The organism is Pseudomonas sp. HMSC067G02 (assembly GCF_001813485.1).
Lineage (GTDB): Bacteria > Pseudomonadota > Gammaproteobacteria > Pseudomonadales > Pseudomonadaceae > Pseudomonas > Pseudomonas aeruginosa.
Genome location: NZ_KV812729.1, coordinates 321300 through 344464, shown reverse-complemented (window position 1 = coordinate 344464; position 23165 = coordinate 321300). Strand labels below are relative to the sequence as shown.

At 64.7% G+C, this 23165-nt stretch carries 22 protein-coding genes; 4 read left to right on the top strand and 18 right to left on the bottom strand.

The window, feature by feature from the left end; translation table 11 throughout:
- Window positions 1-6 precede the first annotated feature (6 nt).
- From HMPREF2914_RS30475 to HMPREF2914_RS30455, 5 genes are all read right to left on the bottom strand, one after another.
- Window positions 7-564 (bottom strand): phage baseplate assembly protein V, encoded by a 558-nt coding sequence (locus HMPREF2914_RS30475; RefSeq protein WP_003121844.1) that lies wholly within the window; start codon window positions 562-564, stop codon window positions 7-9.
- The gene (locus HMPREF2914_RS30470; protein WP_021263056.1) at window positions 561-1076 is read right to left on the bottom strand and encodes a hypothetical protein; all 516 of its coding nucleotides are present in this window, start codon (window positions 1074-1076) and stop codon (window positions 561-563) included. The genes HMPREF2914_RS30475 and HMPREF2914_RS30470 overlap by 4 nt, the downstream gene beginning before the upstream one ends.
- Window positions 1077-1097: 21 nt before the next feature.
- Window positions 1098-1451 carry a phage holin family protein gene (locus tag HMPREF2914_RS30465; RefSeq protein WP_003085137.1) on the bottom strand — a complete coding sequence of 118 codons (354 nt, stop codon included), beginning with the start codon at window positions 1449-1451 and terminating at the stop codon, window positions 1098-1100.
- A gap of 458 nt (window positions 1452-1909) precedes the next feature.
- Entirely contained in the window at window positions 1910-2269 is a 360-nt protein-coding gene (locus tag HMPREF2914_RS30460; protein ID WP_023092362.1) for a PA0613 family protein, read from the bottom strand.
- A 47-nt stretch (window positions 2270-2316) separates the two neighbouring features.
- The gene (locus tag HMPREF2914_RS30455) at window positions 2317-2517 is read right to left on the bottom strand and encodes a TraR/DksA C4-type zinc finger protein (RefSeq protein ID WP_023092361.1); all 201 of its coding nucleotides are present in this window, start codon (window positions 2515-2517) and stop codon (window positions 2317-2319) included.
- Between the two features lie 457 nt (window positions 2518-2974).
- Here HMPREF2914_RS30455 and prtR point away from each other — a divergent pair, with 457 nt between their 5' ends.
- Entirely contained in the window at window positions 2975-3745 is a 771-nt protein-coding gene (gene prtR, locus HMPREF2914_RS30450) for a transcriptional regulator PrtR (protein WP_023092359.1), read from the top strand.
- 99 nt (window positions 3746-3844) lie between these two features.
- Complete coding sequence (prtN, locus tag HMPREF2914_RS30445; protein WP_023092358.1) at window positions 3845-4159, top strand: pyocin genes transcriptional regulator PrtN; 315 nt, start codon at window positions 3845-3847, stop codon at window positions 4157-4159.
- A 317-nt stretch (window positions 4160-4476) separates the two neighbouring features.
- Here the strand turns inward: prtN and trpE are convergent, their stop codons facing one another.
- The 10 genes from trpE to HMPREF2914_RS30395 form a co-directional block, all read right to left on the bottom strand.
- Window positions 4477-5955 carry an anthranilate synthase component I gene (gene trpE / locus HMPREF2914_RS30440; protein ID WP_023092357.1) on the bottom strand — a complete coding sequence of 493 codons (1479 nt, stop codon included), beginning with the start codon at window positions 5953-5955 and terminating at the stop codon, window positions 4477-4479.
- 68 nt (window positions 5956-6023) lie between these two features.
- A complete protein-coding gene (locus tag HMPREF2914_RS30435) occupies window positions 6024-6842 on the bottom strand; it encodes a phosphoglycolate phosphatase (protein WP_003099532.1) in 819 nt (272 codons plus the stop codon).
- Window positions 6842-7516 carry a ribulose-phosphate 3-epimerase gene (gene rpe / locus HMPREF2914_RS30430; RefSeq protein ID WP_003085122.1) on the bottom strand — a complete coding sequence of 225 codons (675 nt, stop codon included), beginning with the start codon at window positions 7514-7516 and terminating at the stop codon, window positions 6842-6844. The genes HMPREF2914_RS30435 and rpe overlap by 1 nt, the downstream gene beginning before the upstream one ends.
- Window positions 7517-7639: 123 nt before the next feature.
- Entirely contained in the window at window positions 7640-8470 is an 831-nt protein-coding gene (locus HMPREF2914_RS30425) for an ABC transporter permease (RefSeq protein ID WP_023092356.1), read from the bottom strand.
- A gap of 105 nt (window positions 8471-8575) precedes the next feature.
- Window positions 8576-9823 carry an ABC transporter permease gene (locus HMPREF2914_RS30420; protein ID WP_014604087.1) on the bottom strand — a complete coding sequence of 416 codons (1248 nt, stop codon included), beginning with the start codon at window positions 9821-9823 and terminating at the stop codon, window positions 8576-8578.
- Between the two features lie 114 nt (window positions 9824-9937).
- Window positions 9938-10984 (bottom strand): ABC transporter substrate-binding protein, encoded by a 1047-nt coding sequence (locus HMPREF2914_RS30415; RefSeq protein WP_003109043.1) that lies wholly within the window; start codon window positions 10982-10984, stop codon window positions 9938-9940.
- Between the two features lie 55 nt (window positions 10985-11039).
- Window positions 11040-12149, bottom strand: coding sequence for an ABC transporter ATP-binding protein (locus HMPREF2914_RS30410; protein WP_003085109.1), 1110 nt, complete (start codon window positions 12147-12149; stop codon window positions 11040-11042).
- 233 nt (window positions 12150-12382) lie between these two features.
- Window positions 12383-13417 (bottom strand): polyamine ABC transporter substrate-binding protein, encoded by a 1035-nt coding sequence (locus tag HMPREF2914_RS30405; protein ID WP_023092355.1) that lies wholly within the window; start codon window positions 13415-13417, stop codon window positions 12383-12385.
- Between the two features lie 128 nt (window positions 13418-13545).
- Window positions 13546-14178 carry a response regulator gene (locus HMPREF2914_RS30400; protein ID WP_003085103.1) on the bottom strand — a complete coding sequence of 211 codons (633 nt, stop codon included), beginning with the start codon at window positions 14176-14178 and terminating at the stop codon, window positions 13546-13548.
- Between the two features lie 45 nt (window positions 14179-14223).
- Window positions 14224-16617, bottom strand: a complete 2394-nt coding sequence (locus HMPREF2914_RS30395) for a PAS domain-containing sensor histidine kinase (protein ID WP_023092354.1) — start codon at window positions 16615-16617, stop codon at window positions 14224-14226.
- Window positions 16618-16768: 151 nt separating this feature from the next.
- Here HMPREF2914_RS30395 and HMPREF2914_RS30390 point away from each other — a divergent pair, with 151 nt between their 5' ends.
- The gene (locus HMPREF2914_RS30390) at window positions 16769-17830 is read left to right on the top strand and encodes an alpha/beta hydrolase family protein (protein ID WP_021263061.1); all 1062 of its coding nucleotides are present in this window, start codon (window positions 16769-16771) and stop codon (window positions 17828-17830) included.
- On the opposite strand, the gene HMPREF2914_RS30385 is transcribed toward HMPREF2914_RS30390, so the two are convergent.
- From HMPREF2914_RS30385 to HMPREF2914_RS30375, 3 genes are read right to left on the bottom strand one after another with little or no spacing between them, the layout of a single operon-like run.
- Window positions 17831-18589 carry a DnaJ domain-containing protein gene (locus HMPREF2914_RS30385; protein ID WP_003085097.1) on the bottom strand — a complete coding sequence of 253 codons (759 nt, stop codon included), beginning with the start codon at window positions 18587-18589 and terminating at the stop codon, window positions 17831-17833. It lies immediately after the preceding gene.
- A gap of 1 nt (window position 18590) precedes the next feature.
- Window positions 18591-19265, bottom strand: a complete 675-nt coding sequence (gene murU, locus HMPREF2914_RS30380; RefSeq protein WP_003085095.1) for an N-acetylmuramate alpha-1-phosphate uridylyltransferase MurU — start codon at window positions 19263-19265, stop codon at window positions 18591-18593.
- Window positions 19262-20278 carry an aminoglycoside phosphotransferase family protein gene (locus HMPREF2914_RS30375; protein ID WP_003137370.1) on the bottom strand — a complete coding sequence of 339 codons (1017 nt, stop codon included), beginning with the start codon at window positions 20276-20278 and terminating at the stop codon, window positions 19262-19264. Before HMPREF2914_RS30375 ends, murU begins: the two co-directional genes overlap by 4 nt.
- 1272 nt (window positions 20279-21550) lie before the next feature.
- On the opposite strand from HMPREF2914_RS30375, the gene ltrA reads away from it, so the two are divergent.
- Window positions 21551-23165, top strand: a 1615-nt coding sequence (gene ltrA, locus HMPREF2914_RS30370) for a group II intron reverse transcriptase/maturase (RefSeq protein WP_049266265.1), incomplete at its 3' end; no start/stop codon positions are given.

Below are 23165 nucleotides of genomic sequence, written 5' to 3'. Positions count from 1 at the left end.
GTATGTTCAATGGGTGTGGTGGTTGCTGTTGCCGGCGGTGTCGATGATCGAGCCGCCGCCGAGGATGTCTCCGCTGACCGTCAGTGTCCCGGCGATCTCCACCGGTCCTTCCAGGCTGATCTTCGGCGCCTTGAGACTGACCGCCCCGTCGCTGACCCGCACCTCGCTGGCGCCGACCCTCACTTCCACGGTGCCGCTGGGCAGCTCGACGCGGTAGCGATGCGCAGCCCAGTCGTAACTCAACGAGGCGCCGTCGTCGAAACGCCAGGTCTCACTGCTGGCGCTGTTGTCCGGCGCCGTGCCCGCATCGCCGTACAGACCGGGAATAAAGGTACCCATTGACACTCCGCCCGACGGGCTGAGCAGTATCCCCTGTTCGCCTATGCTCGGCGCACGCCAGTGGCGAACCTTGCCGGCTGCCAGGGAGTGCCAGCGCAGCCAGCCGCTGGTCCAGTCGCCGGAGCGCACCCGTACCCGCGCCGCTGCCAGGTCCACGGCGACCACCACGCAGGGCAGGATCATCGCGGCGAGCATGCGGTCATGCTCCGCACTGACATAGCTCATGCCAACGCCTCCGGAGCGAAGTAGTCCGGCTCATGGCCGGGGCCGGTCTGCGGGTCGAAGCCCAGCATCAGGCTGCCCGGCGGCTGGTCCTCCCAGGCCCACTCCGGGTCTCCGAGACGCAGCGACTGCGTCCACTCGACCAGCCAGACACGCAGGCTCTTCAGCTCCTCGCGACTGCCGTCGACGGCCGAGCGTACGAAGCGCGCCGGTTCCAGAGACAGGTTCCAGGTCTGCTCGCGCAATGTCCGAACGATTCCGCAAGCAATGGATACCGCCTGGCGATCGCCATCAGGCGGCACCATTATCCGCGCCTGCAGGCGGCACAGCAGGGCGCTCTCGCCGGTACCGGGATCGCGCTCGGGCAGTAGCTCGGCTATTTCCAGGGAAACCGCCGGGGTATTTTCCGGCACGCCTGGCCAGAAGCCGATCAACTGCGCCTCCGGCAGACGCTCACGCAGTACCTGCTCGATGGCCGCGTACAGAGCCTCGAGCGTGACAGCCTGTTCAGGCATGGTTGACTCCTTCGATCAGTTTCAATGCGGGCCACGGTCGCCCGACTGTTCCTCGGGCAGCTCGCAAACCCCCAGGCGCCGGGCGGCCCAGCGTTCGTAGAGGCCGACGGCGATCTCCGCGCCGGCCGCGGCGGTCAGGCTGCCCAGCGCCGCGGCGAACAGCAGCGCGGCGCCGCAAGCCAACGCCAACAGCATCACCGCCACGCCGCAGACGATCGACGCGCCGGAGCGCAGCGCCAGGCGCCGCAACAAGGCCCAGCCGCCGAGACCGGCCTTGTCGGCACGCCACATCTCGCCGCTGACGCCGCCCAGCGCGGCGAGCAGGATCAGTACCCAGAGCGGCATTTCCGTCAGTGTCTGCGGTTCGTTGCCCATGAGTCCCTCCTTGGCAGGCAGCGCCGGGCACGTCCGCACGAACGTTTTCCCGGGCAATAAAAAACCCGGCGCCAGGGCCGGGTTCCGGTGCTTCACGAGTGCCTCCCTGGGGACGCACCTTTACAAGAATGACTACTTTTTACCGCCCGATTCCCAGCCCGGCAATGCCTTCTCGACAATCCACTGCAATAGGAGGGAGACGCACCACGATATGAGGGTGATATACCGCCCTGGGAACCTTCGCCAGGCATCCGGGCAAGTGCGTACCCACTTCCGATATGGAAAAGCCCGGCATCGACTGACGAAAAGGATGGATCCGCCAGCCCGTCCCCGCCTCTACCGTGCAGGGTCCGCTGCTGTGCATGGGGCTCGCCGCCTCCATGGGCGACAGGCATAAAAAAACCGGCCCGAAGGCCGGTTGGAAAATTCCAGGGGGGACCAGGATCCGGTCCAGGAACTCAGGCCGCCCGCCGCAACAGGCCGTCCTGGATACCCTGGTGCGCCACATGCAGGCGCAGATAAAAGGTGTTGCGGCTGCAACCGCAGTGGTGGTACTTCTGCTCGGGGAAGCTGTCGCGATTGAGATAGTGCTCCACCACCACGGTCTTCAGTTCCTCGGGTAGGCGATTTACCAGGCGATCGACCTCCGCCACACGGTCGAGGATCACCCGGCTGCCACGGTGGCCGCGGACCACCTCGCCCTTGCTGGCGATCAGCATGGCGATCAGGTTGCCGCCGGCGTAGCCGCCTCCGTTGCTGCCTGGCGCGTGCATTTCCTCGGCCCAGAGCTTGAGCATTTCATCGATGGCTTTGATCACGGTCGTGTCTCCTTTCACTGCCCGCGAGGGCTCGACATGAGGTCGGTTCAACGGCGCTCGTGGCGGTCCTGGCAGTCGATGCAGCGACTGCAACCCGATGCCGCCCGGCGGCGCGCCTGGGGAATGGGCTCGCCGCAGTCCTCGCAGTCTTCCGCGGACTCGCGGATGGCCAGCGCCGGGCGCGCCGCCAGGAGGCCGTCGAGGCGAGCCAGGACCAGTTCGTTGGCGTGATCGGCAAGGTCAGCCATGGAAAGCCTCCCTGGCGTGCCCGACGCCCGACGGCCGAATGGATGGAACATGACAGATGCGCGGCGCCGGTTCGGCGACCTGCGTTCCTCTGCGCGGAAATGGCGAGTGCGTATCTCGCGACATGGCAATGACTCCCTGTACGACGCCGCCGTACCTGAAGCAGGTCGGCGACAGAATGAATGAGCGGGACGGAGCGTCTGCATGGACGGCGCTCCGGCCCTCCAGGTGCCGGAGCGCTTTCCCGTGGCCCCGGCACCCAAGCAGTCGGCACCTGCATCGTCGGTCGCCGACAACCGGGTGCGTCCCTGCACCCATGTGAAATCTCTGAAAGGCGGGTGGGAAGTTGTGGAACTCACCCCTTCCGCTTTCTGACGGAAGAGAAATTACAACCAAAGCTATTTATCGTCAACACCTAGGCTCTTTACAGAGAATCCATCGGTCTGTAGATTGCCGAGCATGGACAAGAGCAGCCAGATCCCGCCCGACAGCTTCGCCGCTCGCCTCAAGCAGGCCATGGCGATGCGCAACCTGAAGCAGGAAACCCTCGCCGAAGCGGCAGGGGTTTCGCAGAACACCATTCACAAGCTGACCTCGGGCAAGGCCCAGAGCACCCGCAAGCTGATCGAGATCGCGGCGGCCCTGGGCGTCTCGCCGGTCTGGCTGCAGACCGGCGAAGGCACTCCAGCCGCGCGCAGTGCCGTGTCCGTGGCCGATGGCAGCCCATTGGTGCTGGAACCGCTGCATCCGTGGGACAGCGACACACCGCTGGACGAAGACGAAGTGGAACTGCCGCTGTACAAGGAAGTGGAGATGTCCGCCGGCGCCGGACGCACTGCGGTACGCGAGATAGAGGGGCGCAAGCTGCGTTTTTCCTATGCCACGCTGCGTGCCTCGGGCGTCGATCCGTCGGCGGCGATCTGCGCCCAACTCACCGGCAACAGCATGGAACCGCTGATCATGGATGGCTCCACCATCGGCGTGGACACCGCCACCACCCATATCACCGATGGCGAGATCTACGCCCTCGAACATGACGGCATGCTGCGGGTGAAGTTCGTCTATCGCCTGCCCGGCGGCGGCATTCGCCTGCGCAGCTTCAACCGCGAGGAATATCCGGACGAGGAGTACTCGCCGGAGGACATGCGCAGCCGCCAGATCAGCATGATCGGTTGGGTCTTCTGGTGGTCCACCGTACGCCACCGGCGCGGCCCGTCCCTGGTGCGGTGAGCGCCTGGCGCTCGCCCGCTCTACAACTTCAGCTATTGAACAAGAAAACAACCTGAGCTATATTTCCCTCAACGACGTGCAGCCGCAGGAGGGAATACCATGCAGCCATCCATCGCCCCTAGCACTCCGATTCCACGCCAGGAAACCGTGGAATTGGTCTACCGCATCTTCGGCGACGTCCTGGTGCCGCTGGAGCAGGTTCGCGAACGCTGGTTTCGCAACCTGAACAAGGAAAACTTCAGCAAGGCCCTGGCATGCGGGCGGATCGCCCTGCCAGTGACGACCCTCGACGATAGCCACAAGGCCATGCAGTTCGTGGCCCTCGATCACCTCGCCGCCTACGTCGACCAGCGCGCGAACCAAGCCGGAAGCGCCCGTCGAGCACAGCCAGGTGCGGATAGCGTCGCATCCTGAGCGGCCCGCCGTTGCCAGCATCGTAGGGAGCGACACCATGCTCCGCCTGGCGGATATCGCGTGGTGATGTCCCCCCTACGAAAGCGCCTTCTGCGTAGGCAAGTAATGCCGAAGGCGTCATCCGCCAACCGGACATATCGATCACTTCATCTCGAGGCGGGTTCGGCGTCCTGCCCCCTGGCGGATATCGCGCCGCGATATTCGCCCTACGAAAGCGGTTCCGCGTAGGGCGAAGCCAATGCGTGGGTCCAGCCGGGCATAAAAAAGGCGGATGACGCAAACGCCATCCGCCTTCTTTTCTTCCGCCTCGCGCCGTCTTATTCGACGCTCTGCTCGGCCAGCGCCACGGCGCGGAACATCGCCCGGCGCTTGTTGATGGTTTCTTCCCACTCCAGCGCCGGCACCGAGTCGGCAACGATACCGCCGCCGGCCTGCACGTGGAGTTCACCGTTCTTGATCACCGCGGTGCGGATGGCAATGGCGGTGTCCATGTTGCCGTTCCATGCCAGGTAGCCGACCGCGCCGCCGTAGACTCCACGCTTGACCGGCTCCAGCTCGTCGATGATCTCCATGGCGCGGATCTTCGGCGCGCCGGACAGCGTACCCGCCGGCAGGATCGCCCGCAGCGCGTCCATCGCGCTGAGCCCCTCGCGCAATTGCCCGGTGACGTTGGACACGATGTGCATGACGTTGGAGTAACGTTCGATCACCATTTTTTCGGTGACCTTCACCGCGCCGATATCGGACACCCGCCCCACGTCGTTGCGCCCCAGGTCGATCAGCATCAGGTGCTCGGCGATCTCCTTGGCGTCCGATAGCAGATCCTGCTCCAGCGCCAGGTCGGCCTCTTCGTTGATCCCGCGCGGACGGGTGCCGGCGATCGGGCGCACCGTGACCAGGCCATCCTCGACCCGTACCAGCACCTCCGGCGAGCTACCCACGACATGGAAGTCGCCGAAGTTGAAGAAGTACATGTAGGGCGTCGGATTGAAACAGCGCAGCGCGCGGTACAGGTCGATGGGCGCCGCCTTGAACTCGATGGACATGCGCTGCGACGGCACCACCTGCATGCAGTCGCCGGCCAGGATGTAGTCCTTGATCCTTCCTACCGCGTTTTCATAGTCCTCGCGGGTGAAGCTGGCACGAAACGCCGGCTCCCGGCCCTGGGCCGCCTCGAGGTCGAGGCCGCGACGCGGGGTGATCGGCTGGCGCAGACGCTCCAGCAGCTCCTCCAGACGTGCCTGGCCGCGCTCGTAGGCATTTTCCTCGGAGGGATCGGCGAGGACGATGGAGTGGATCTTCCCAGCCAGGTTGTCGAATACCACTACGGCATCGGACACCATCAACAGGATATCCGGGTTGCCCAGCGGGTCCGGGTTCGGACAGGTGGCCAGGCGTTTTTCCACGTAGCGCACGCAGTCGTAACCGAAATAGCCGACCAGGCCTCCATCGAAACGTGGCAAGCCGGGCACGGTGGGCACCTGGTAGCGCGCCTTGAACTCCTCGACGAAAGCCAGCGGGTCGGCGCAATCGAAGCGCTCGGTTTCCATGCCATCGATGCTGATCCGCACTTGATGGTCGTAGACCCGCAGCACCGTGCGACACGGCAGGCCGATGATCGAATAGCGCCCCCATTTCTCGCCGCCCTGCACCGACTCCAGCAGGTAGGAGTTCGGCGCGTCGGCCAGCTTCAGGTAGATCGACAGCGGCGTGTCGAAGTCGGCAAGGGTCTCGAAGGACAGCGGGATGCGGTTGTAGCCATCGGCGGCCAGCCGCAGGAATTCTTCGCGATTCATGATCAGCCTCATCGGAGGAGAGAACGGTCAACAGGGTGCAAACGCCGGCTATCCGGCGGAGGATGATGTCAGGCGCGCCAGCGCCAACGCGCCAGGGCCTTGATGACCTTCATCCAGAGTTTGCTGACCGCCACGGCTTGATCTCGCTGGTCGGAGGGGGAAAGGGAGTCGTCCGGCAACACTATCTCAGCGGCCTGGTCGGCGCAAGGCAGCAGGTCGCGCAGGTTGTCGATGACCAGGGTGGGCGCTTCCTCGGCGATCGGCCGGCCGTGGTTGTAGCCATAGGTCAGCGCCGCGCAGCGCACACCGGCAGCCTTGGCGGCGAGCACGTCGTTGCGCGAGTCACCGACGAACAACGCATCTTCGGGCTCGATGCCGGCCATCTTCATCACGAACAGCAGCGCCGCCGGGTCGGGCTTCTGCTGCGGCAGGGTGTCGCCGCCGATGATCCAGCGGAAATAGCGACCCAGCTTCATCTCATCCAGCAGCGGAGCGACGAAGCGCTCCGGCTTGTTGGTGATCAGCGCCATTTCCACGCCGTTGCGCTTGAGCCACTTGAGGGTGTCGACGACGCCGGGGTAGACCTCGGTGAGCGCATGACTGTCGGCATAGGCCTCCATGAACAGCGCCAGCGCGGCTTCGGTTTCTTCCTCACCAATGCCGTCATGCTCGATGCTTCCCGCCAGGGCGCGACGCACCAGCACACGCGCGCCGTTACCGATCCACTGGCGGACCTTCTCGATGCCCGCCGGTGGCCGCCCGAGGCTGGCGAGCATGCTGTCGACCGCGGCGGTGAGGTCGGGAACGGAATCGACCAACGTGCCATCCAGGTCGAACATCACCAGACGCGGCAGGCGCGTGGCGAAGAACGGCTCCGCAGCGCTCATTACTGGTGCGCCTGGGCCAGTTCGGCATGCATGGCGCGGATGACCTCGGCGTAGTCCGGGGCGTTGAAGATGGCCGAGCCGGCGACGAAGGTATCGGCGCCCGCCGCGGCGATCTCACGGATGTTCTTGACGTTGACGCCGCCATCGATCTCCAGGCGGATCTCGCGTCCGGAGGCATCGATCAGGGCGCGTGCCTCGCGCAACTTGTCGAGGGTACCGGGGATGAATTTCTGCCCGCCGAAGCCGGGGTTGACGCTCATCAGCAGGACCATGTCGACCTTGTCCATCACGTACTTCAGCACCTCCAGCGGAGTGGCCGGGTTGAACACCAGGCCCGCCTTGCAACCGCCGTCGCGGATCAGTTGCAGGGAACGGTCGATGTGCTGGGAAGCTTCCGGATGGAAGGTGATGTAGGTGGCGCCAGCTTCGATGAAGTCGCCGATGATGCGATCCACCGGGGACACCATCAGGTGCACGTCGATCGGCGCGCTCACGCCGTACTTGCGCAGCGCCGAGCAGACCATCGGGCCGATGGTCAGGTTCGGCACGTAGTGGTTGTCCATCACGTCGAAGTGAACGATGTCGGCACCGGCGGCGAGCACCTTGTCCACGTCCTCGCCCAGGCGGGCGAAATCGGCGGAAAGGATCGACGGAGCGATGGCGAAGGGTTGCATGGCGCACCTCAAAGGGGATCACGGAAGGCGCGCATTGTAGCCGTTATCGGTTTTTGGCGGTGAAAATGACGACTTTTCGCCGCAGCAGCCGACGCCCGGACCAGGCCGGGCGCGCCCTGCGCCTCAGGCGCCGGGTTGTGCTGTACGCATCTTCTCGCTGCGCCCGCGAAGCCACTCCAGGGTCAGCAACAGCAGTACGGAGAAACCGATCAGCAAGGTCGCCGCGGCGGCAATGGTGGGGCTCAGGTTCTCGCGAATGCCGCTGAACATCTGCCGCGGCAGGGTGGCCTGCTCGGGGCCGGCGAGGAAGAGGGTCACTACCACTTCGTCGAACGAGGTGGCGAAGGCGAACAGCGCGCCGGAGATCACCCCGGGAGCGATCAGCGGCAGGGTCACCCGGAAGAAGGTGGTCAGCGGCGGCGCGCCGAGGCTGGCGGCGGCGCGCACCAGGTTGTAGTTGAACCCCTGCAGGGTCGCGGAGACGGTGATGATCACGAACGGCACGCCGAGCACCGCATGCACCACGATCAGCGACAGGTAGCTGTTGCCGAGCCCGAGCGGAGCGAAGAACAGGTAGCTGGCCACGCCGATGATCACCACCGGCACCACCATCGGCGAAATCATCAGGCTCATCACCAGTGCCTTGCCGCGGAACTCGCCGCGGGTCAGGCCGATCGCCGCCAGAGTGCCGAAGACCATCGCCAGCAGGGTCGCCGCCGGAGCGACGATCAAGCTGTTGGTCAACGAGCGCATCCACTCGGCGGACTGGAAGAAGTCGGCGTACCAGCGCAGGGAGAACCCTTGCAGCGGGTAGACCAGGAAGGTACCGGAGTTGAACGACAGCGGCACGATGACCAGCACCGGCAGTACCAGGAACAGCAGTACCAGGCCGCAGAGGATGCGCAGGGAGTAGAACCACAGGCGCTCGACCGGGGACATGTAGGGACTCAGCATGACTCGCTCTCCAATGTGTTTCGTGCGGATCCCCCTCTCCCCGCCCTCCGGGCAGCCTTTTTTCCGAAGGGAGAGGGGAATCGGTTGGCCTTCTCGGAAGGCGCTCTATCCCAGGCGCAGGCGGCTGGCGCCCACCAGCCAGCTGTAGACGACGTAGAGCACCAGGGTAGCGAGCAGCAGCAGGCCGCCGAGGGCGGTGGCCATGCCCCAGTTGATGGTGCTGTTGGTATAGAAGGCGACGAAGTAGCTGACCATCTGGTCGTTCGGGCTGCCCAGCAGCGCCGGGGTGATGTAGTAGCCGATGGACAGGATGAACACCAGCAGGCAACCGGCGCCGACGCCCGCGACGGTCTGTGGGAAATACACCCGCCAGAAGCTGGCGAACGGGTGGCAGCCGAGGGAAATCGCGGCGCGCATGTAGCTCGGCGAAATGCCCTTCATCACGCTGTAGATCGGCAGGATCATGAACGGCAGCATGATGTGCACCATCGCGATGTATACGCCGGTGCGGTTGAACACCAGTTGCAGCGGCTGGTCGATCAGGCCGAGCTTGAGCAGCGCGCCGTTGATCAGGCCACCCGATTGCAGCAGGACGATCCAGGCGGCGACACGTACCAGGATCGAGGTCCAGAACGGCAGCAGGACCAGGATCATCAGCAGGTTGCTCTTGCGCGTCGGCAGGTTGGCCAGCAGGTAGGCCAGCGGGTAGGCCAGCAGCAGGCAGATGACGGTGATCACCGCGCCCATCCAGAAGGTGCGGGCGAAGATGTCCAGGTAGATGGCCTGGTCCGGGGTGGCGCGCGCCACTTCGCCGAGATCGTCGATCCGGTGGTCGAGGGCTGCGAGCAGGTAATAGGGCGTATAGCTGCTGGCGTTGCGGCGGATCACCTGCCAGTAGGCGGGGTCGCCCCAGCGCTCGTCGAGCTGCTCCATGGCGTCCTTGTAGGAAGCGGGCTCCTCCTTGAACGGCAGCTTGCGCGCGGTCTTCGCCATCAGGCTGCGATAACCGGCCAGTTCCATGTTCAGGCGCTTGGAGAGATCGCCGATGGTCTGGTTGCGACGAGCCTCGGCGAGATCCTGGCTGAGCGCCTTGTAGACGGCGTCGGCCGGCAGCGACTTGCCGTCCCAGGCGGAGATGGCCTCTACCGTCAGCGGCAACGAGCGAACCACTTCCGGGTTGGACACGCTCTTGTAGAGCAGCGCGGCGATCGGCACCAGGAAGGTCAGGACCAGGAAGGCCAGCAGGGGCAGGATCAGCGCCTGGGACTTCAGGCGGTTCATCCGCTCGGCGCGCGCCAGGCGTTGCTTGAGGGTGCTGCCGGTGGCCTGGGACATGGGCACAGCTGTGGCCATAGCGAACTCCGGAAAAAAAGCGGGCCGTCGGGAACGACCCTGGAAAGTGTGGAACGGTAGGAGGAGCCGCCGCGCGGCGGCCCCTCCGGCCCTCACTGGAGGGTCAGGCGAGGATTACCTGGCCGCCCAGGCGTTGAAGCGCTGTTCCAGTTGTTCGCCGTAGTCGGCCCAGAAGGTCACGTCCATTGCCACCTGGTTCTGGATGTTTTCCGGAGTGGTCGGCATGTCCTTCAGCAGGGCCTTGTCCAGCAGCGGCACCGCCTGCTTGTTGGCCGGACCGTAGGCGATGTTTTCCGAGTAAGTCTTCTGCTGCTGGGGCTGCACCGAGAAGGCGATGAACTTCAGGGTCTCTTCCTGTTTCTTCGCCCCCTTCGGGATGGCCCAGGCGTCGAAATCGTAGATGCCGCCGTTCCATACCACCTTCAGGTTGCTTTCCTTCTGCACCGCGGCGATCCGGCCGTTGTAGGCAGAACTCATCACCACGTCGCCGGAAGCCAGGTACTGCGGCGGCTGGGCGCCCGCCTCCCACCACTGGATGCTCGACTTGATCTCGTCGAGCTTCTTGAAGGCGCGATCCTGGCCTTCCTTGGTGGCGAGCACGCCGTAGACGTCCTTCGGCGCCACGCCGTCGGCCATCAGGGCGAATTCGAGGGTGTACTTGGCGCCCTTGCGCAGGCCGCGCTTGCCGGGGAATTTCTTGATGTCCCAGAAGTCCGCCCAACTGGTCGGCGCGCTTTTCAGCTTGTCGGCGTTGTAGGCGAGCACCGTGGACCAGACGAAGAAACCCACGCCGCACGGTTGGATGGCGCCGGGCACGAAGTCCTCGGTCTTACCGAACTGCGCCGGGTCGAGTTCCTCGAACAGGCCTTCGTCGCAGCCGCGCGACAGCTCCGGCGACTCCACTTCCACCAGGTCCCAGGAGACGCTGTTGGTATCGACCATGGCCTTGACCTTGGCCATCTCGCCGTTGTATTCGCCGGCGACGATCCTGTTGCCGGTGGCTTTCTGGTAGGGCTCGTAGAACGCCTTGATCTGGGCGCTCTTGTTGGCCCCGCCGAAGGACACCACGGTCAGGTCCACCGCCATGGCCTGGGCCGCGCAGGCCAGGCCGGCCGCCAGGGTGGCGAACTTCAGGCTGGCCGCTTTCAGGGATTTCGACATTATTGTTCTCTCCACAGTGCAGGGTTGCTTCGGTACGGTTCGGGACTGCCGGCGCTCACGCCGCCGGCAGAGGGTCGAGCGCCCTCACATGCTCGACCTGCCAGCCCAGCGGAACCACATCACCGACGCTCAGCGTCGGGTCCAGCTCGGCGATCGGCTGCTTGACGAAGAAGTCGTCGCGGCCGCAGACCTCCAGGCGCACACGCACGTGGTCGCCCAGGTAGACGAACTCGGCCACGCGGCCGGAGAAACGGTTGACGCAAGACTCGCTGGCACCGTTCAGGCGCACCCGCTCGGGGCGGATCGACAAGGTTACCGGCTCGCCCGGCTGGCCGACGTTGACCGCCAGCGCCTCGACCTTCTCGCCGCGCGGCAGTCCGACCACGCAGCGCTCGCCGTCGCAACTGAGAAGCTGCCCGGATAGACGGTTGTTCTCACCGATGAAGTTGGCCACGAAGGTGTTGCGCGGCTGCTCGTAGAGATTGCGCGGCGGCTCGATCTGCTGGATTTCGCCCTGGTGGAACACCGCCACCCGGTCGGACATGGTCAGCGCCTCGCCCTGGTCGTGGGTGACGTAGACCACGGTGACGCCGAGGCGCTGGTGCAGATGCTTGATTTCCATCTGCATGTGCTCGCGAAGTTGCTTGTCCAGCGCTCCCAGGGGCTCGTCCATCAGCACCAGTTGCGGCTCGAAGACCAGCGCGCGGGCCAGCGCCACGCGCTGCTGCTGGCCACCGGAAAGTTGCGCCGGATAACGCCCGGCGAAGGCGTCGAGCTGGACCATCGACAACGCGCGCTTGACCCTTTCCTTCACGTCGGTCTTGCTCATGCCACGGACGCTGAGGGGAAAGGCCAGGTTCTCGGCCACGGTCATGTGCGGGAACAGCGCATAGTTCTGGAACACCATGCCGATGTCGCGCTTGTGCGGAGGGACATTGTTGATCGAGCGACCGGCCAGGAGGATTTCGCCGGCGGTAGGGGTTTCGAAACCGGCCAGCATCATCAGGCTGGTGGTCTTGCCGGACCCGGAGGGGCCGAGCAGGGTGAGGAATTCGCCCTTGCGAATGTCCAGGTTGAGATCCTTCACGATGAGGGTCTCGCCGTCGTAGCTCTTCTGCACGCCACGGAAGCTGACCAGTACATCGCCGCCTTGAGTCTCGGCCATAACCGCACCTTTGTTCGTTTTATGGATGCTGTGCGAACAGCCTAGAGAACCCGGCGCAGGACGCAAATCGGCCGGCAAGAGAGTTTTCTATCAGGGGAAAGGAAAGCTCTTTGTAGGAATCGCCCTACAAAAAAGATGCACCCCGGAATGGGCCGAACCACTCTGGGAAGGGGCTTTCGAGAAGGGCAAAGGTTTGCGCGCCAGCGCTCTTCGGCTGGCGCGCAACGGCGTCCTCAGCGCTTGGCCCAGTTCTGGAAACGCTGCTCCAGGGCCTCGCCGTGCTCCGCCCAGAAGGCCACGTTCATACCCACCGCGTTCTGCATGTTCTGCGGTGCGGTCGGCAGGTTGGCAGCCACTTGCGGATCGAGCAGGCCTACCGCCTTGCGGTTGGCCGGGCCGTAGGCGATGTTCTCGGCGAAAGCCTTCTGCTGCTCCGGCTGGCTGGCGAAACGGATGAACTCCTCGGCCAACTGCTTCTTCCAAACCCCGACCGGCAGCGCCCAGAAGTCGAAATCGTAGACGCCGCCGCTCCAGACCATTGCCAGGGGCTGCTTCTCGGCCTGCGCCGCGGCGATCCGCCCGTTGTAGGCCGAACTCATCACCACCGTGCCATCGGCCAGGTCGCGCACAGGGTCCTGCCCGGACTTCCACCAATGGATATAGGGCTTCAGCTCGTCGAGCTTGCGGAATGCCCGCTCGACGCCGGCGGGCGTCGCCAGCGTCTGGTAGACGTCCTTCGGCGCCACGCCATCGGCCATCAGGGCGAACTCCAGGCTGTACTTGGCGCCCCAGCGCAGGCCGCGCTTGCCGGGAAACTTCTTCACGTCCCAGAAATCCGCCCAGCCCTGCGGGCTGCCCGCAACCTTGCCGGGGTTGTAGGCAAGCAGCGTGGTCCAGACGAAGATGCCGACTCCGCAGGGCTGCACCGCGCCGGGAACGAAATCCGCGGGATCGCCGACCTTCGCCATGTCCAGCTTCTCGAACAGACCTTCCTCGCAACCGCGCGCCAGCTCCGGCGCCTCGACTTCCACCACGTCCCAGGAGACGTGGCTGATCTCCACCATGCGCTTGAGCTTGGCCAGGTCGCCATTGTAGGAGCCATGCACCACGCGATTGCCGGTGGCGCTCTTGAAGGGTTTGTAGAACGCGGTTTCCTGGGCTTCCTTGTTGGCGCCGCCGAAGGAAATCACGGTCACGTATTCCGCCCAGGCGGGCGCGGTAACTCCGAGAAGGGCGCACAACAGGCCCGTCCTCATGGCTGGCAACATCGTTTCTTCTCCTTATCGTGTTGGCCGGCAAGCATCATTCCCTGCCGCGCGGAAGCCAGGTAGACAGCAGATCGCGAAAACCGGACCTGGCGCACAAGCCGCGAGCAAAACCTGGGCGAACGCCCCTGTCAGAGCAGGCGGTGCTCCATCGCGTAGCGCACCAGGTCGGCTACCGAATGCGCGTTGAGCTTCTGCATCAGGCGTGCCTTGTGGGTACTGATGGTTTTGTTGCTGACCGCCAGTTGCTGGGCGATCTCGTTGACGTTGGCGCCCTGCACCAGCCGCTCGAACACCGAGAACTCGCGCTCGGAGAGCAGCGCATGGGGCGGACGCGAATCGGTCAGGCCGACCTCGAAGACCATCCGATCGGCAAGGTCCGGGTCGATGTAGCGTCCGCCGCCGGCGACCCTGCGGATCGCGGTGAGCAGCAATGCCGGATCGCTGTCCTTGGTGGCATAGCCGGCAGCACCTATCTTCAGGGCGCGGGCGGCCATCTGCGCCTCGTCGTGCATCGACAGCACCAGGATCGCCGGCGGCTCGTTCAGCGCGCGAATCCGCGGAATCGCCTCGAGGCCATTGACGCCGGGCATGGAGATATCCAGCAGGACCACCTCGCAAGGCGTTCCGCGCAGGGTTTCCAGCAACTGCTCGCCATTGGTGGCCTCGCCGACCACCTGCAGGTCCTTGGCCATGCCAATCAGTTGCTTGATGCCTTCCCTGACGATCGTGTGGTCTTCAGCGACCAGGACTCGGATCACCACTCTTTGCTGCCTCACGCTGCTCCGCCTTGCCGGCGGTTGTTCTTGTCACGGGCCCGCGACGCCCAGCGGAATCCTCACGCTGAGCGTGGTGCCCTCGCCGGGGGCACTGTCGATGTCCAGCGTACCGCCCATCATCAGCACCCGCTCGCGCATGCCGACCAGGCCGAAGGAACTGCCACGCCCCACCGTGGCAACATCGAACCCGCGACCGTCGTCGCTGACGCTCAGGCACAGCTCGTCACCCTCGCGCAGCAGACGCAGTTGCACAGTATGCGCCTCGGCATGCCGCATGACATTGGTCAACGCCTCCTGGAGGATGCGGAACAGGCCGATAGCCTTGGCGTCGACCAACTGCGGCGAGTTCTCCGGCACCTCCACCAGGCAGGGAATCTGCGTGCGCGCCTCGAAGCGCCGCGCCTGCCACTCCACCGCCGAGCCGATTCCGGCGTCGAGGATCGGCGGGCGCAGTGCGGTGGCCACGTCGCGCACCAGCTGGAACAACTGAGCGATCAGCTTTTTCATGTTGCCCAGGCGTTCGCGCAGGCCCTCCTGGGCATCGGCATAGGCCAGCTCGCACATCGAGGTTTCCAGCTTCAGCACCGTCAGCACCTGGCCCAGCTCATCATGGACCTCGCGGGCGATACGCGCCTTCTCCTCCTCCCGCACCGACTCCAGGTGCGCCGACAGCTCGCGGAGCTGGGCGCGCGACTCGCCGAGTTCGAGTTCGATCTGCTTGTTCGCGGTGATGTCCCAGACCACCCCGTCCCAGACCGCACGACCATCCTCGAAACAGCGCGCCGAAGCCTTGATGTCGGCCCAGCGCAATTCGCCCTGGCGAGTGAGGATGCGGCCCTGCCAATGCCAGTCGCGATTCTCGTCGAGGGCAGTCATCTGGCTCGACCAGTAGCGCTCGCGGTCGTCGGGATGGACCAGGCCACGAATGCCGCGGCCGCTTTCGATCAGTTCGCGAGCGCTGTAGCCGACCAGCGCCTCGCTGCCCTCGCTGATATAGGCGAAGTCGGAAAACGCGCCGGCCCGCGGCCGCTCCAGGCGGAAGACCATGCCCGGCACGTTGGAGGCGATGCCCTTCATCCGCGCCTCGCTTTCCTGCAATGCCTCGCGGGCACGGCGGCGCTCGGTGACGTCGCTGAGGAACACCACCAGATACTCGGACGTGCCGAAGCGCAGGAAGCTAAGCGAGACGTCGGCCGGCAGCCAACTGCCGTCGGCGCGCAGGCAGCGGGTCTCGAAGCTGAGCGGGCCCTCCTCGCTATTGCGCGCACGACGCCAAAGATTCAACCAGCGGTCCATGTCCAGGCCGGGCTCGAAGTCGGCCAGCGGACGGTCCACGAGTTGGCCGTCGGCATGGCCGAGCATCTGTTCGGCGGCGCGGTTGGCGTAGCGTACGCGGCTGTCCCAGTTGACCCAGAGGATGCCCAGGGTGCTGTTGTCGATGGAGAACTGGGTCAGGCGCAGCGCCTCCTCGGCCGCCTGGCGCAGCTCCAGGTCGCGGCGGGCGCCGTACAGCCGGGCTTCCAGCGCATGCTGCTGGCGCCGCTGGAGGAACACCGCAGCCAGCGCGCCGGCCAGCAGCAGGCCGAGGAGGATCGACAGGTTCTGCCAGAACCCCGGCGACTCGCCGAGGCGCGGATACTTGGGTTGCAACCAGCGCTCGTGCAACTGGTCCAGGGACTTGCGCGGCAGCGAGCGCAACGCCTGGTCGACCACCATCGCCAGTTCCGGCCAGTCGCGACGGGTCGCCACCCGTAGCAGCTGCGGGTAGCCGATATCGCCAACCACCGCTAGCTCGGCGAACTCCGGTTCGCGGGTCAGGCGACTGAGTTGCGCTTCGTCGATCACCGCGTAGCGTGCCTGTCCGGCGAGCACGGCGCGCAGCACCTCGCGTTCGGAATCGGCCGACACCCATTGCAGGCTGCTATAGGTGCTGCTGAGGTAGTCGGCTACCGAACTGCCGGCACGCACGGCAACCCGGGTATCGCGCTCCAGTTGCTCCAATTCGACGCTGCCGCTGCCATCGCGCTTCCCCACCACCAGCCGGGAAACCCGCAGGTAGGGATCGGAGAACAGCCACAAGCGCAGCCCGGCTGGGGTCTGGCTGAGGCCGGGAGCGATATCCACGCGCCCAGCGCGCAGGGCATCGTCGAGCGCCGCCTGGTCGGGATAGCCCTGCCACCGCAAGGTCACCTGCATTGCCGTGGCCAGCCAGCCCATCAGCTCCACGTTGGCCCCGGAATACTGTTGCAGGCGGCGGTCGTATTGGGCATAGGGCGCTTCGGTGACCACCCCGACGCGCAATTCCCGATGCTCCGCCAGCCAGGTCCGTAGTTCCGCCGTCAGCGGCAAGGCGACCGACTCCTCCGCTCGCACGGGCAGGCTCAACAGCAGACAGAAGAAGAGCAGACAGCAACGACGCAACATGCCGGCGACACTCCACGGAATACACCGCAACGGAAGGAAAAGCGGGCATACCTTACCGCGAGCGCGACCGGCGAACCATGCGAAGGCTCGGCCTGACAAAGAAGTGCTCTGGGTTTAGGCTGCCTTCTGGATTGTCTATCGGGAATTTCCAATGCCGGCCTTCTCTCTACTGCCGAAGCCCTCCGCCCTGCTGCCGCTGCTATTGGCCGCCGCTTTCCTGCCGCCGGCTTTCGTTCAAGCCGAAGAGGAGGCCGCCAAGGACCAGCCGCCGGCCCCCGTGGAACGCCCGGCGGTCAGCGAGCGCAGCCAGGACGAGGCCAAGGGGCTGGAGCGCCAGTTGCCGGAGGACGGCCAGCAGATCCTCAAGGCCGGCGACGAAAGCTTCCTCACCCTCTGGTTGCCAGCCAACACCGCCGAGGCCGAAGGTGTAGTGATCCTGGTTCCCGGTGATGGCGAAAGTCCGGACTGGCCGCAAGCCATCGGCCCGCTAAGGCGCAAACTGCCGGATGCCGGCTGGCAGACCCTGAGCCTGGCCCTGCCCGACCCGCAGAGCACCGCGCCGGTTACCCGCCCTGCGGAATCCGCCGCCAGCGCCAGCGCCGACAAGGACGCCAGCGCCGCGGACAGCGCAAGCAAGCCTGACGTGAAAGGCGAAAGCGGCAACGCGCCGGCGCCGGAAAGCACCGCCGAAGCCGGCAGCGGCGAACCGGCGCAGAGCGAGGACCAGGCCCCTCCCCCAGCCATCGATCCGGTCGAGCAGCGCAAGGCGCACGCCGAACGGGTCATGGCGCGCCTGCAGGCGAGCATCGACCTGGCCCTGCAGCACGAACCGAAAAGCGTCGTCCTGCTCGGTCATGGCACGGGCGCCTATTGGGCGGCACGCTACCTGGCGGAGAAGGAGCCTGCGGAAATCCACAACCTGCTGCTGGTTGCCGCGGAGATACCGCGCGATTTTCGCCCGGCGCTGGAAGATATGGTGCCGAAGCTGAAACTGGCGACCGGCGACTTCTATTACCGCGACGCCCGCGCCGACCGCGAGGCGGCCAGGCTGCGCATGCAGGCCGGCAAGCGGCAGAAACACCCGGCCTACGTACAAATCGCGATGCAGGCGCTACCGGCCGACCCCAAGGCGGAGCAGGAGCAACTGTACCGACGAATCCGCGGCTGGCTCAGCCTTCACCTGCAGGCCGATGCGCAGAAACCTGCGGAGTGATCAGCGGAACCCCTCACGCTCTCGGACCAGGGCGTAGGCCGCCTGCAATTCACGGGTTTTCTCGGTAGCCGCACGCACGCGCTCGACGCTGGCGCCGGCTCCCGCCAGTTTGTCCGGATGGTGCTGGCTGATCAGCTTGCGATAGGCGCGTTTGATCAGCGCCGGCTCGCTTCCGGCCTCCACGCCGAGCAGCAGCAGGGCCTCACGGTAGCTATCCCGGGCGACAGCGCGCGTCCGCTTCGGCATGACCCGCGCCGACAAGCGTTCCGTTCGCTCCGCCGACCAACCCAGCCAGCGCCCCCATTGCAACACCAGTTGTCGCGCCGACTGGCTGAGCACGCCGCCAGCCCAGGCCATCCGCCAGCAGGCGAGCAATACTGCCTCCGCACGTTCGCCTTTCAGACGCGCGACCTCCTCCTGCAGATGGGCGATGCCGGCCTTGCCCTTGCCGAAGGACGCGATGGCACGCCGCTGGGCTCGCCTATCGAGCTTGCGCAACGCCATCTCCTCGCGCGCCTGGCGGATATGCATTTCCTCCACCCGCCCGCCGCTCTTGGCCAGATAGCCGAGCAACTGGAACAGCAGATCGTCCTCATCGTTCACCGCCCGCCCGCGCAAGCGCGCCAGCAGGCCGCGCCAGGACTCCAGGCGTAACCTGCGGTCCAGCAGTTGCCCCAGCAGGCCGCCGAGCAGGGCGCCGGGGATGCTGGCCAGGGCCCAGCCGGCTCCGGCTCCGATCAGCGTAGCGGGCCAAAGCATCTCAGGCGTGCTCCGCCAGCAATCGCTCGACTTCCGCCAGGCGCTCGTGGGTACCGACGTCGACCCAGTGCCCACGATAATGTTCGCCGCTGACCCGCCCCGCGGCGATGGCCTTGCGCAATAGCGGCGCCAGCTTGAAGGCGCCCGGCTGGCAGCCCTCGAACAGCGCGGGATGCAGTACGGCGATCCCGCTGTAGGTCAGGTTGCCGCCCGCTTCGCGGGTCTCGCCCACCCGTCCGCCGGCATCCAGGTGGAAATCGCCGGCGGGATGGTGCGCCGGGTTGTCGACCAGCACCAGATGCGCCAGGTCGCCGTCGGCAAGATGCAGCCGAGAGTAGTCGAAGTCGCTCCAGACATCGCCGTTGAGCAACAGGAACGGCTGCTCGCCGAGCAACGGCAGGGCGCGGAAGATTCCACCGCCGGTTTCCAGCGGTTCTCCCTCGGGTGAATAGGCGATCCGCCCGCCCAGGCGCGAGCCGTCGCCGAGATAGGCCTCGATCTGCTCGCCAAGCCAGGCATGGTTGATCACCCAGTCGTCGACTCCGGCCTGGCGCAGCGCCAGCAACTGACGCTCGATCAATGGCACGCCGGCGGCCTCGATCAGCGGCTTGGGCGTGTGCAGGGTGGTCGGCCGCATGCGCTCGCCACGGCCGGCGGCGAGGATCATCGCCTTCATGCCTCGGCTCCCTGCGGCAGCGAGGCCAGCAGCTCGCCCAGTTCGGCCAGCTCGGGACGGCGCGCCACGGCGGTTTCCAGATAACGGAAGAAGCGTGGCACGTCACCCAGGTAGCGCGGCTTGCCGTCGCGGTGACAAATACGGGCGAAGATGCCAATCACCTTCAGGTGGCGCTGCACGCCCATCAGGTCGCTAGCGCGGAGGAAGTCCTCGAAGCTTGGCGGCAGCGGGATGCCGGCCCAGGTCGCCTTCTTCCAGTAACGACTCAGCGCGGCATGCACGCGCGGCTCCGGCCAACTGACGAAGGCATCCTTGTACAGGCAGGTGACATCATAGGTGACCGGGCCGTGCAGGGCGTCCTGGAAATCGAGGACACCCGGGTTCGGCTCGCTGAGCATCAGGTTGCGCGGCATATAGTCGCGATGGACGAACACCCGCGGTTGCTCCAGCGCGCTGCGTACCAGCAGGTCGCAGATCCGCTGCCAGCGGGCCAGCGTCTCGCCCTCCAGCTCCACGCCGAGGTGGCGGGCCAGGTACCAGTCGGGGAACAGCTGCAGCTCGCGGCGCAGCACCGCTTCGTCGTAGGCAGGCAGGACACCGGCGACATCGACCTTCTGGAAGGCGATCAGCGCATCCAGGGCCGGTTCGAACAGCTCGTCGGCATTTCCGGGATGAAGCACGTCGAGGTAGGTCTGCCGGCCCAGGTCACTGAGCAGCAGGAAACCGTTCTCCAGATCCTGGGCGAGAATCCTCGGCACATGCACGCCGGCTCCGGCGAGCAGTCCGGCGACCTTGACGAACGGTCGGCAGTCTTCCTGGGGCGGCGGCGCGTCCATCACCACCAGGCTGCGGTCCCCTCCCTGCCAGCGGAAATAACGACGGAAGCTGGCGTCGCTACTGGCCGGGATCAGTTCGGCGGGAGGCACTTCCCCCCAACCTTCGGCAACGAACAACTCGGGCAAACAAGAGTCCAACCAGCGATTCAGCTGCTGGAAACGGGCATCATCAGACATTTACGGGGTTCTCCACGGCCCTAGCCGTTGCGCAGGTCATGCTTTATTATCCAGCATCTTGTGCGACACGCGTAGCGTGTCTCCGGCTCCAAGCTGTAGGGTCAGCTTGGGGGATTTCCGAGAGGAAATCGCACGCTTGGGTATCCATCCCCAGGAACCAAAACCCGCCCAGAAGTCCATTGCCTTCAAGGACTTGCCGCAGCGGCGGTGGCAACCCCAAGGTCGCCTAGCACTCGGAAGCGCGACTGCGAACCAGCTCTTTTCGGTTCTGGAGTGCATGCCCAATGGAGGGTGTTATGAATGAGATGAGCCAAGATACCTTCGGCATAATCATGCTCACCGGCTTGCTCCTCGTTTGTTTAGGGATGGCAGCCTGGGCGGATTGGCCGAGGATCAAAAGCCACCTCAAACGACCGCCTTCCAAGCACTAACCCCGGCCCTTGTGGCCTAACCCTTGCGGGAGAGAATCCCCGCTGGGGTTCCTCCTGCCTCAAAACAGGAGGAAATCTTCCCCGAGAGCACGCTGCACCCGCAGTACCTGCTCACATCAAACTGGAGACATGGGCGAAAGCTCTGTCTGTCATTGTCCAACCACACTCACCAGAGTGCGGGAGCGGACCCGTTGTGCGACCAACGGTAGCCTACGACGACGTGCATCGCTGGTAACGGCGTTGTGCGAAGCTCGTCCGACAACGTAGCCCCCTATCCAGGGTGCAGTCCTTCCGCGAGGCAGACTGCGGATACTCGGAGCAGTACCGGGTTGAGGCGCCAGGCTGGCTGGTATGGGCAACACATGTGAATCGCTGATAAACACCGTAAGGATAGCCATGCCAAAACTGCTGTCAGGCATGAACCAAAAGGTATGTGGTCGGTTATCTCCGTGGGATGTGGGGATACGTCGCCTTCAAGACCACCGGTGAAAAGGCGAGTCCTAACCCAGTCGTGTGACAGATAGGGAACGTGGTAAGCCCGTATCGCCGCCCTCCGGGCAGGGGAGCCGCAAGGCGAACTGTTGGCGGTGCGGGTATGGGATCGCAGAGAAAGCGAATGCCGGGTTGTAATGATCCGGATAGGGGTTGAAACATCACCCCACGGGAAACCGGGCAGACTTCTGCGTGGTCTTCCGTCGCAACAGCTCTGACAGAGACCGTCTCAATCAACCCAGGGCCAGCTTCCATCGGCCCTTAACAAACCTACCCTGGCGGGTGCCCCCACCCCGTCAGGGGCGGCGTGCACCTTCCGCTCGGGTAGTTCACTTGAGAGGAAAGCAGCATGAAAGAGCTCAGCCAACAGGCCGGGCCTGCGCTTTCCGGCGCTCCACAGCAATGGCACGACGTCGATTGGAGTCGTGTCCAGCGGAACGTCCGGGGAATGCAGGTGCGGATTGCGAAGGCTTGCCGGGAAGGCAAATGGCGCAGGGTGAAAGCCTTGCAACGGATGCTGACCCGCTCGAAGTCGGCCAGATACTTGGCCGTACGGAGAGTCACGGAAAATCAGGGGAGCCGCACGACGGGAGTCGATAAGCAACTCTGGGATACACCCAACGCGAAATGGGAAGCGGTTGGTCAGTTGAAGACGCGGGGATACAAGGCGCGGCCTCTACGGCGCGTCTTTATCCCGAAGTCGGATGGCCGGGAACGCCCTTTGGGTATCCCGACCATGACGGATAGAGCCATGCAGGCGCTATATCTGCTGGCGCTGTCTCCTGTCGCAGAAACCCGGGGCGATCCGAATAGCTACGGCTTCAGGATCGAACGCTCCACGGCGGACGCGATGGCGCAGTTGTTCGTATGCCTATCCAAACGAGCTTCCGCTCAATGGGTGCTGGACGCGGACATCGAAGGGTTCTTCGACAACATCAACCATGATTGGCTGATAAGGAATGTCCCCACGGATACACGAGTACTCCGGCAATGGTTAAAGGCCGGTGTTGTACACCGAGGGCAGTTGCACGCAACGGATGCAGGTACGCCACAAGGGGGGATCATCTCCCCAACCTTGGCAAATCTGGCGCTGGATGGGCTGGAATCACTCCTCAAGCAACATTTGGGGGTGACGAGGGCGAAGAGGCTGAAGATCAACGTGGTGCGTTACGCGGATGATTTCGTGATCACTGGCGCCTCCCCGGAGGTACTGGAAAACGAGGTCAAACCCTGGGTGGAGCAGTTCCTGGCGGTACGCGGGCTGCGGCTTTCTCCCAAGAAAACCCGCATCGTCCACATCGACGAAGGCTTCGACTTCCTTGGATGGAACTTCCGAAAGTACGACGGAACGTTGCTGATCAAACCGAGCAAGAAGAACGTCAAGGCGTTCTACGGCAAGATCAGGGAAGTGATCGACACCCACAAGACGAGTAAGCAAGAGGATTTGATCCGACTGCTGAATCCGATCCTGCGGGGGTGGGCACTTTACCATCAGCCAGTGGTGGCCAAACAGGCGTACAGCCGGATGGATAACAGGGCGTTTATTAAGCTCTGGCGCTGGGCAAAAAGGCGGCATCCAAACAAGTCCCTGGACTGGATACGGAAGAAGTATTTCCGACCGCAAGGGGAACGAGGATGGGTGTTCGCCACCACGGTTCTGGAAGCGAACGGATCAAAACGGGAGGTCGAGTTGTACCAACTTGCAGGTACACCGATCGAGCGGCACAAAAAGGTAAGTGGGGAATACAACCCCTACGACCCCCTCATGGAGGCAGCAGGCGAAAAACTGCGGATGGAACGGATGCTGAACAAGCTGAAGTACCGGAAGCAAATCGCCAGTCTATTCACCAGCCAAAATGGGTTATGCGCGCTCTGCAAACAGCCGATATCCAGGGAAACCGGGTGGCACGACCACCACATTATCTACCGTTCACAAGGCGGTGGAGACTCCCTGGAGAACCGGG

What these genes read in the sequence shown, in the direction of transcription:
- HMPREF2914_RS30475 (WP_003121844.1), bottom strand. Translation starts at nt 564, where the DNA reads ATGAGCTATGTCAGTGCGGAGCATGACCGCATGCTCGCCGCGATGATC.
- HMPREF2914_RS30470 (WP_021263056.1), bottom strand. Translation starts at nt 1,076, where the DNA reads ATGCCTGAACAGGCTGTCACGCTCGAGGCTCTGTACGCGGCCATCGAG.
- HMPREF2914_RS30465 (WP_003085137.1), bottom strand. Translation starts at nt 1,451, where the DNA reads ATGGGCAACGAACCGCAGACACTGACGGAAATGCCGCTCTGGGTACTG.
- HMPREF2914_RS30455 (WP_023092361.1), bottom strand. Translation starts at nt 2,517, where the DNA reads ATGGCTGACCTTGCCGATCACGCCAACGAACTGGTCCTGGCTCGCCTC.
- prtR (WP_023092359.1), top strand. Translation starts at nt 2,975, where the DNA reads ATGGACAAGAGCAGCCAGATCCCGCCCGACAGCTTCGCCGCTCGCCTC.
- prtN (WP_023092358.1), top strand. Translation starts at nt 3,845, where the DNA reads ATGCAGCCATCCATCGCCCCTAGCACTCCGATTCCACGCCAGGAAACC.
- trpE (WP_023092357.1), bottom strand. Translation starts at nt 5,955, where the DNA reads ATGAATCGCGAAGAATTCCTGCGGCTGGCCGCCGATGGCTACAACCGC.
- HMPREF2914_RS30435 (WP_003099532.1), bottom strand. Translation starts at nt 6,842, where the DNA reads ATGAGCGCTGCGGAGCCGTTCTTCGCCACGCGCCTGCCGCGTCTGGTG.
- rpe (WP_003085122.1), bottom strand. Translation starts at nt 7,516, where the DNA reads ATGCAACCCTTCGCCATCGCTCCGTCGATCCTTTCCGCCGATTTCGCC.
- HMPREF2914_RS30425 (WP_023092356.1), bottom strand. Translation starts at nt 8,470, where the DNA reads ATGCTGAGTCCCTACATGTCCCCGGTCGAGCGCCTGTGGTTCTACTCC.
- HMPREF2914_RS30420 (WP_014604087.1), bottom strand. Translation starts at nt 9,823, where the DNA reads ATGGCCACAGCTGTGCCCATGTCCCAGGCCACCGGCAGCACCCTCAAG.
- HMPREF2914_RS30415 (WP_003109043.1), bottom strand. Translation starts at nt 10,984, where the DNA reads ATGTCGAAATCCCTGAAAGCGGCCAGCCTGAAGTTCGCCACCCTGGCG.
- HMPREF2914_RS30410 (WP_003085109.1), bottom strand. Translation starts at nt 12,149, where the DNA reads ATGGCCGAGACTCAAGGCGGCGATGTACTGGTCAGCTTCCGTGGCGTG.
- HMPREF2914_RS30405 (WP_023092355.1), bottom strand. Translation starts at nt 13,417, where the DNA reads ATGTTGCCAGCCATGAGGACGGGCCTGTTGTGCGCCCTTCTCGGAGTT.
- HMPREF2914_RS30395 (WP_023092354.1), bottom strand. Translation starts at nt 16,617, where the DNA reads ATGTTGCGTCGTTGCTGTCTGCTCTTCTTCTGTCTGCTGTTGAGCCTG.
- HMPREF2914_RS30390 (WP_021263061.1), top strand. Translation starts at nt 16,769, where the DNA reads ATGCCGGCCTTCTCTCTACTGCCGAAGCCCTCCGCCCTGCTGCCGCTG.
- HMPREF2914_RS30385 (WP_003085097.1), bottom strand. Translation starts at nt 18,589, where the DNA reads ATGCTTTGGCCCGCTACGCTGATCGGAGCCGGAGCCGGCTGGGCCCTG.
- murU (WP_003085095.1), bottom strand. Translation starts at nt 19,265, where the DNA reads ATGAAGGCGATGATCCTCGCCGCCGGCCGTGGCGAGCGCATGCGGCCG.
- HMPREF2914_RS30375 (WP_003137370.1), bottom strand. Translation starts at nt 20,278, where the DNA reads ATGTCTGATGATGCCCGTTTCCAGCAGCTGAATCGCTGGTTGGACTCT.